The sequence below is a fragment of the Methylocucumis oryzae genome, assembly GCF_000963695.1.
Taxonomy (GTDB): Bacteria; Pseudomonadota; Gammaproteobacteria; order Methylococcales; family Methylomonadaceae; genus Methylovulum; species Methylovulum oryzae.
In genome coordinates this window covers 1-8,060 of record NZ_LAJX01000164.1, presented here as the reverse complement: position 1 = coordinate 8,060, position 8,060 = coordinate 1, and the positions used below count along the sequence as shown (strand labels likewise).

Sequence of the window (8,060 nt, the reverse complement as noted above, 5' to 3'; positions counted from 1 at the left end):
CGCTTGCGTCATTCCGCTGCTTTGCCAAGTGTTCAGGTGATGTATCCAATGCGCGGTTAAGGTCATGCATTATCCTCTTCAAAAAATTTTGAGAATAACGGTTCTGAATTTATTAGAACAGGTGGTTTGGTTGAGCGCTTACGGTCCGTGGGCAGAATAGCCTTTTTTAGCCAAGCGGTTGGCAAGCTTCGCCAGGGTTTTAGTCGGCGCAATACCGATAGAAATCGGAATGCCCGTCCATTGTTTAACGGTTTGACAGATTTGCCCGGCATAGGCGGTTAAGTCTTGGTTTAATCCGGTGAAATCAAGAAAACATTCATCAATCGAATACACTTCAATCTGTGGCGCAAAACCGGATAAGACCTGCATGACTCGGTTGGATAAATCGCCGTATAACGCATAATTGCTAGAAAATACTGCAATGCCTTCTTGCTTCACATAGCGTTCGATCTTGAAATAAGGTGCGCCCATTGCCACCTGTAACAATTTTGCCTCATTGCTGCGCGCAATGACGCAACCATCATTATTGGATAAAATCACGATGGGCTGACCATCTAACTTCGGTTGGAACACCCGTTCACACGAAGCGTAGTCGGGTAAGAAAAAGGCATTACTGCCTTTCCCTCCCCTAAGAACCGTACATGAAAGTTTCCCTTCATACGCGGTCGTGCTGAACAGACTTGGGTGGTATTGGCGTCTCGTTTATCAGGCGAACCCGATACGGCTAATGGTTATTGTAAATCCGAAGGTATCAGCTTACTAACCGATGCAGGGGTATTTTTTGCAGACCGAAAAGCTGTATACCAAAATGGAATTTTGATTGAAAATCACGCTAAAGAATGGAGTGTCGCTATGGCAAATCAGCTCAATCAGTTTGCTCGTAATATCCAAAATGGAGATTGGAACAACTTTGACATTTGGGACCAGTTGCCTGCCATGCAACTCATAGAATATGCCTATCAATCAGCACATCATTACTGATGAATTAACAATTTCATGGTACATTGAGTTTCTAAGAATCAACGTAGCTTTACTAAAAAATTTAGTGTTTTCCTGAGAAATAAACATGATTAACTCCTTGCTTGGGTTTAATGTCACACGAACACTGCCAACTGAAATTATTAGTGGCCTAATTACCGGTCAGTATAAATTACATGGCGGTGTTATACGCTGAGCTGCCAATACAGATTACCCCGGATAAATTGTTAGACCTCTTATCCCCGTCGCTCAAAACACTGCCGGTGCATCACTATTTACACCGGTTTCTGGATTGTTAGGCGCGGTAAAATTGTATTGGATATTGCTTTTCCAAAATTCAATCTAAAGATGCAAACCGCATTCAGTTTTAGGTTTTCCGAGCCAGCGACCACTTCGGCCTTCGCCTTTGACGGTACAGTGAGTACAACCGATGGATGAATAGCCTTCGGCTACTAAAGGATGGAACGGGAGTTTATGTTCGGCGATATAGGTATCACGTTCTTCCTGCGACACGTCGATCATCGGGTTGAATTTGATAATTCCACGGCGTTCTTCAAAAATGGCCAAACCAGCACGATGATCGGTCTGCCAGCTCATTAGGCTCGACATCCAGATATCGTAATTAGGCTTTATGCTTTCCAATGAATTTATTTTATTAATTGTGCAGCAAAAATCCGGGTCAGTTTCATACAGCTTTTCTTTAACACTGTATTCATGTTGATAATCATCCGCTTTGATGTCTTGGACTTTTAAATAATATAGCCTCATTAAATAATCCCGATAAATCAAGGTTTCCGGAAAATGAAACCCCGTATCGATAAAAAAAATGACCTGCTCAGGACGAATACTGGAAATGATGTGTAAAAAATAAGCCGAAGTCGCCGCGAAAGATGACGTCACCATGATTTTTTCTGGCTTAAAATCGGTGTAGAGCTTACGCAAACGGTCTTCAAAACAGAGAGGTTGGTAGTCGAGGTTCAATTCGGCAATTTGTATATGGTTTAAACCGTGGCTGTTGCTATGATTTTGGACTGTCTGTTCTGTTTCTGACATTGCTATTACTCGTTAGTAACTAACTGTACAAATTGGGGATTTAGTAGGGGCTTCTTACCTTGCAAGGTATCGGCAATCTTAGTGTAACTGGCGGTGCTGTTCTTCTTATATTGAGCAAGTATGAGTATTATTGGAACAATTTGCAGAAACAGGTATGCCAGCGGCAACGATGCACGGTGTCGAAATGTTTACCTATTTTAGCCTCGGCATTACCTTGCTGTGTATATCACTTTATTCCCGTCAGCTACTTTACTTGTATGCTTTAAGACAGAAACCTAGGATTAAGTTGCCATAAGGTAAATGCCAATACAGCCGCAAAAGTAACCCACGCTAAGTAAGGCAGGAGAAGCATACCAGCCAAGCGATTTAAACGCCAAAATGATATTATAGTCCCGAGAATTAACCCCCAAAGAACAAGAATCTCGTAAAACGCCAGTGCTCCTTGATGCCAAACAAAAAATAACCAACTCCATAATGCGTTGAGAACTAGCTGGCCAACAAAAAGTGATAATGCAATGCGAGCACCTTGAAATCCAAATGAACGCCAGATAAGCCAGACCGAAAGTGCCATAAGGAAGTAAAGAGCAGTCCAGACCGGAGCGAATAGCCATGATGGAGGAGCCCATTCAGGTTGGTTCAATACTTTGTAGAAACTGCCCGCAGAGGCAGAGGCTAAGCCACCAATGGCCGCTGCGGAGAAACTAACTGTGAGACACCCGAGGAAGCCTAGGGTTTGCTTAAACACTGGAAATTTATTCATAAGCGACCTAGCCTCTGAGTATGGCTGAAAAATGAACTTTATATGTGCAGACTGCGATCTAACCGGTTTAATTCTATAGATTGCCAAATAGCGATTGAGCAAGTTTAACATTGATAATCTTGCTTTAGACACTCTTAATTTCTTTCAGAAGTAGCCTTATATTCTCTTATCAGTGTTACCACACCCACATTAGGCATCAAATAATAAACCACCGGAGTCGCTATCAGCGACAACATTACCGTCCGTACAACGAAGTATTGTTGTTACTTTTTGTTGGATTGGCGAATACATAACCTTGGATTTTTATCGAAAATAGCAGTTCTATTAATTTCAATTGATTACATAACTTGTGTAGATACTTATGGTCTTAAAATGGGTAGCCAAAAAATGGGAAATCCTTGGCACTGCCTAGCTCGATTGTTCGTGAAGAAACACAGGAAAAAAATTACGAAATTAAATTCGCCCGTCACAACCACGATATTTGCGATTACCTCGTTGAAGACAAGCAATTTTTGGCATTTAAATAGCGCATCGACAACACGTTTTATACAATTCATCACAAGTCCGTCCCTTCATAATAGCTAAAACAAAAATCGCACGATGGCATACATTTAGCGAACAACTCCACCTAACTGTCGTTTGTGGTGAGCAAATTTTGGTATTGCTGATTCAAATCGAATGAGGTATCTAGACCTTTGGCAACGGCAAAACACTGATCGGCTCTTTGTTTCGCCATATCAACGATTGATTTATCCAATTTACCGATTCGGACCTGATCATCCAGAACTCTCAACACTTGTTCCAAAGCCATTCCTTGGCGATAGGGGCGATCTTGCACCAATGCTTGAAAGACATCTGCAACAGCAATGATACGGGCTTCTGTACTCAAATCGCGTTCTTGCGGGTGAAACGGATAGCCGCCGCCGTTCAAACATTCGTGATGGAACGCTGCCCAACTAGCGATTTCTTCTAAGCCGTGAATATGCCGCAGGATTTCATAGGTTTCGTAGCTGTGCTGATTCATAATAGAGCGTTCAACTTCATCCAGTGGCCCAGGTTTTTCCAAAATTGGGTCCGGAGTATGCAGCTTACCTAAATCGTGCAGCAACCCTGCAATTTCGATTTTCTTGCATTGGTTTTCCAAAAAACCGTAGTTATGTGCCAAATAGCTGGCGAGATTAGCAACGCGGAGAGAGTGTTGAGCGGTAAATGGACTTTTCTGATCGACAATATATGACAGAATCAGCGACAACTGCTTGAGTTGTTGTAAGTTCAACGGTTGGTTGTTACTAATTAATCCCATATCCCAAACGTAGCGTACGATATGTCGGTCTTCTAGGCCGATCCAGAACGCTTCCGAACGCTGTACCACCTCAAAGGTTTTTACCAATTCAGGGTCGAAGTAGGTATTGTTGTACTGGCCGATTATCGTTTGAAGAATATTATTTCTGGCCAGCAATATATCGGTTTTATAGTGTGTAGCTGACAATATATCGACCCTATCCGACAGAAATATCAAATTGGCCATGCGGGCATCGTAAATTGACAGTTGGTGGTTAGCCAGGTTTGGATACGGGGTGTGATGATAAAGAATCGGTACAGCAAATTTCGCTAGCGGTTCGAAGTTTTTTAAAATCCGATAACCAATTTCACAATGAATGTGGGCGTCGTTCCAGTCGAAATAGTTGACCAGGTTTGCATGCATTTGGTTGGTAGAAACTCCGCAATCGTGCAACATGCCTAACTCAAACGCATACTGAATATCGGCATCGCTAAACCCTAACTGTTTGCCGATTTGGCATGCAATGTAACCGACGCGCTTACCGTGGTTAGTGTCATTCATGCCGACTAACGAGATGGCGGTTTCAATGGCGAGGATCATTTGTCTTAGATCAACGATCAACTCATTCTGTTTGGGTTGCATGGGCGATTTTTCTTTGCTGCTTGGGTTGAACTACATTTTAGCGGTTCTTAACCGGGTACGACAACGATTCCTGCATTTTAGGGAATAAGGTTTTAAACCTATTGAAATTCATGGTCTTTAATCGGCCGCATCCATTTAAGTGGAAGTTGTACAATGAAGCTCAACTCTATACTCATGTTTGGTACATATGGGTGACCGTAAGGATTCGTGAGAAAATGGGCAATAGCAGATAAATTAATTCGATATTTCTTTTTTCGTCAGAAATTACGGTGGGTAAGTATGTCGTAAAACACATGTTTTCCGGTTGGTTAGATAAAGTGCTAATATTCCCGACCAAATTGCCATCAAATATGTACGAAAAACCATGTCGCTATGGTATACCATACGCAAATTACTTGTTAAGGGTTTTTCGTACATGCTTGTTGGTTATATGCGGGTCTCGTCCGATTCTGATCGTCAGACTACTGACTTACAGCGCGACGCGCTTATGGCGGCTGGAGTCGATAGTCGGCATTTATTTGAAGATCATGCTTCTGGCGCCCAAGATGATCGGCCTGGACTATCGAAAGCACTGGCGTTCGTTCACCCCGGTGACGTTCTGGTGGTCTGGAAGTTGGATAGACTTGGCCGTTCACTGTCTCACTTGCTCTCTATCGTCAATGAACTGAAAGAAAACCAAGTAGCCTTTCGCTCACTTACCGAGGGCATGGATACGACGACGCCATCCGGCGAATTATTGTTTCATGTATTCGGGGCACTGGCTCAATATGAAAGAGCTTTAACAAAAGAACGGGTTGTTGCCGGATTAGCGGCCGCTAAACGACGTGGTCGGATTGGCGGGCGGCCACCCGTCATTGTGGGTGAAAAATTGGAGGCGATTACCCTAGCACTCAAGGGTGGCATGTCCAAAGCGGCTGTATGTCGTAACTTTGGCGTAAAGCGCACTACACTGATCGAAACTCTGGCTCGAATAGGTTGGCCGACTAGTCAGCAAAAATGAGTCTCTAGCAAGCGATACCGCCTACCCCAGATTAAAAACCAGCTTCAATGCAGGCGAATTGGAACGATGGTATTCCCCAACACCTGAAGAGCATGACTTTTGTGCCAAGGCCGTGCGAGGACAGAGTACACGATTCGGTTTTCTTCTCATGTTAAAGACCTTTCAGCGTTTGGGCTACTTTGTGACCTCGGATCAAATTCCGGACGCAATCATTGCTCATCTTGCCGAAATCGAAAAAATCCCTGTTGATCGGGAGGCACTGAAGCACTACGATGTTTCCCGCGCGCGCAAAACGCATGTCGGTCTGATACGCAGCTATTTGAACGTTAGTCATTTTAATAGCAAGGCTTACAAGCTGTTGTGTCAAGCGTTGGTTGACACCGCGCTAACCAAAGATGACTTAGTCGATATCATCAATGTTGGAATCGAGACACTAGTAAAGTATCGGTACGAGCTGCCCGCCTTCGGAACTTTGTTGCGAGAGGCCAAAGAGCAGCGGGCGGCGACTTATCGAATGCTGTTCCGTGATGTTTATGAGCGTTTGAGTGAAGCCGACCGCATCAAACTTGATGCCTTGTTTCTGACCGGCGAAGACAGCCAAACTAGTCCGTGGAACGATCTAAAGATCGATGCACCTAAGGTGACCGTAAACGGGTTGCGTGCGCTTCTGATACGCTATGATCAACTTTCGGCCTTGGCGGGTAACCAGGATTTGTTGCGTCATATCCCGTTTGTCAAACGGCAGCAATTATCCCTAGAAGGCTTAAGCTTGGACGCCGCCAGTATGGCGGATATGGAAGTCAAAAAACGCTATACCGTGTCACTGACCCTGATTGAACGACAACTAGCCCGAGTGACCGACGATTTGTGCGATATGATCTGTAAACAAATGATGAAAGTTCAACACTTGGCTGATGCGGAACTTGAAAATTACCTGACGGCTAATCAGGACAAAACTGATGAAATCTTACGCCGATTTGCCCAGCTAGATACGCTCTTACAGTCCAGCCAACCGGTAAACAATCAAATTGCTCAAGCCCGACAACTGGTCACTGAGCGTCCGGATTTATGTGAGTTCTCTCGCGTCCATTCAGAATTTGGCGGTAAAAACGAATGTCGTTTCATGTGGCGCTATTTTAAGGCGCGTCGGAGCGAACTGTTCCGCATCCTGGCCAAACTTCGCTTCGTCGCCACCAGTCAGGATAAAAGCTTTGAAAATGCCTTGGCCTTCATTTTGGCTAACAACAGTAGTAATTCCAACCGGATTACGTTAAACGGTAAGGGAAAAACTGTACTAACCACGCAAGATTTGGACTGGATACCAGCGAAATGGTGGAAACTTGTCACCGGCGAAAGTGACCGTAAATTGGAGCCAAGTCGTGTCAACCGTCGTCAGCTCGAAGTTTGTGTCTTTCGACAATTGGTTCAGGAACTGAGATCAGCCGACATTTGTGTGCCGGGTAGCGATACTTACTCAGATTCCCGCGAGCAGCTTTTGTCTACTGATGAGTGTAACAAAGTATTGGCTGAATATGGGGAACTGGTTGGTCTATCCGTCGAAAGTCAGGCGTTCGTTGATCATCTACGTGCTAAACTCACTGATGTCGCCAATGCCGTTGACCGTAACTATCTGAGTAATACGAATTTCAATATCGTCAATGGCCGACCAACACTGGCAAAGCTCATCAAGAAGCCTGAGCCGAACGGATTTCGGGTTGTTGAAGAAGCGTTGACTCGGAAATTACTGGCACTCGATCTGTCGATACTTGATGTGCTGGGCGATACCATGCGGTGGTTGAACTGGGGGCAGTTCTTTGGGCCGTTAAGTGGACATGAAAGCAAGCTGGAGGATGAAGAACGTCGGCAGATACTAACGACATTTGCTTATGGCACAGGGCTTGGACCAACGCAGGTGGCAAAAAGCGTGTCTGGCGTCAGCGACAGACAAATTGCATTCGTCAATCAACGGCATATCACCACAGAAAAACTTGAAGCAACTATTTTTGAAGTGATTAATGCCTACAACCGCTTCTGGCTTCCAAAGTTGTGGGGCGATGCAAAGCGAGCAGGTGCTGACGACACTAAGTGGGACCTATACGAGAATAATCTGCTCTCGGAGTATCACATTCGTTACGGAGGCTGGGGCGGAGTCGCTTATTATCATGTTAGCGACAATTACATTGCCCTATTCTCACATTTTATTCCTTGCGGCGTTTGGGAGGCGATCTATATTCTTGACGGACTGACCAAAAACAAATCCGATATTCAACCGGATACGCTGCATGGCGAGTAAGCGCTCAACCAAACCACCTGTTCTAATAAGTTCAGAACCGTTATTCTCAAAA

General features: G+C 44.5%; 7 protein-coding genes and 1 pseudogene. 4 read left to right on the top strand and 4 right to left on the bottom strand.

Translation table 11 applies throughout. The features are described from left to right. Nucleotides 1-138: 138 nt before the first annotated feature. Nucleotides 139-678: a Y-family DNA polymerase gene (locus VZ94_RS15175; protein ID WP_082081720.1), complete on the bottom strand. Its 540-nt coding sequence runs from the start codon at nucleotides 676-678 to the stop codon at nucleotides 139-141. Nucleotides 679-690: 12 nt separating this feature from the next. On the opposite strand from VZ94_RS15175, the gene VZ94_RS15170 reads away from it, so the two are divergent. Continuing rightward, nucleotides 691-981, top strand: a complete 291-nt coding sequence (locus tag VZ94_RS15170; RefSeq protein WP_131655582.1) for a hypothetical protein — start codon at nucleotides 691-693, stop codon at nucleotides 979-981. A 339-nt stretch (nucleotides 982-1,320) separates the two neighbouring features. Here VZ94_RS15170 and VZ94_RS15165 read toward each other — a convergent pair whose 3' ends face one another. The 3 genes from VZ94_RS15165 to VZ94_RS15155 all read right to left on the bottom strand — a co-directional run bounded on the left by VZ94_RS15165 (nucleotide 1,321) and on the right by VZ94_RS15155 (nucleotide 4,715). Then, nucleotides 1,321-2,031 carry a phosphoadenylyl-sulfate reductase gene (locus VZ94_RS15165; RefSeq protein ID WP_045779872.1) on the bottom strand — a complete coding sequence of 237 codons (711 nt, stop codon included), beginning with the start codon at nucleotides 2,029-2,031 and terminating at the stop codon, nucleotides 1,321-1,323. Between the two features lie 262 nt (nucleotides 2,032-2,293). Beyond that, a complete protein-coding gene (locus tag VZ94_RS15160) occupies nucleotides 2,294-2,791 on the bottom strand; it encodes a TspO/MBR family protein (protein ID WP_045779876.1) in 498 nt (165 codons plus the stop codon). 628 nt (nucleotides 2,792-3,419) lie between these two features. Then, entirely contained in the window at nucleotides 3,420-4,715 is a 1,296-nt protein-coding gene (locus VZ94_RS15155) for an HD-GYP domain-containing protein (RefSeq protein ID WP_045779871.1), read from the bottom strand. A 430-nt stretch (nucleotides 4,716-5,145) separates the two neighbouring features. Here VZ94_RS15155 and VZ94_RS15150 point away from each other — a divergent pair, with 430 nt between their 5' ends. The 3 genes and pseudogenes from VZ94_RS15150 to VZ94_RS30930 all read left to right on the top strand — a co-directional run bounded on the left by VZ94_RS15150 (nucleotide 5,146) and on the right by VZ94_RS30930 (nucleotide 8,008). Next, nucleotides 5,146-5,715, top strand: coding sequence for a recombinase family protein (locus VZ94_RS15150; RefSeq protein ID WP_439097742.1), 570 nt, complete (start codon nucleotides 5,146-5,148; stop codon nucleotides 5,713-5,715). A 28-nt stretch (nucleotides 5,716-5,743) separates the two neighbouring features. Next, a pseudogene (locus VZ94_RS30935) lies at nucleotides 5,744-6,184 on the top strand (DUF4158 domain-containing protein); the annotation flags it as partial. Between the two features lie 45 nt (nucleotides 6,185-6,229). Beyond that, nucleotides 6,230-8,008 (top strand): Tn3 family transposase, encoded by a 1,779-nt coding sequence (locus VZ94_RS30930; RefSeq protein WP_338040440.1) that lies wholly within the window; start codon nucleotides 6,230-6,232, stop codon nucleotides 8,006-8,008. Nucleotides 8,009-8,060 lie beyond the last annotated feature (52 nt).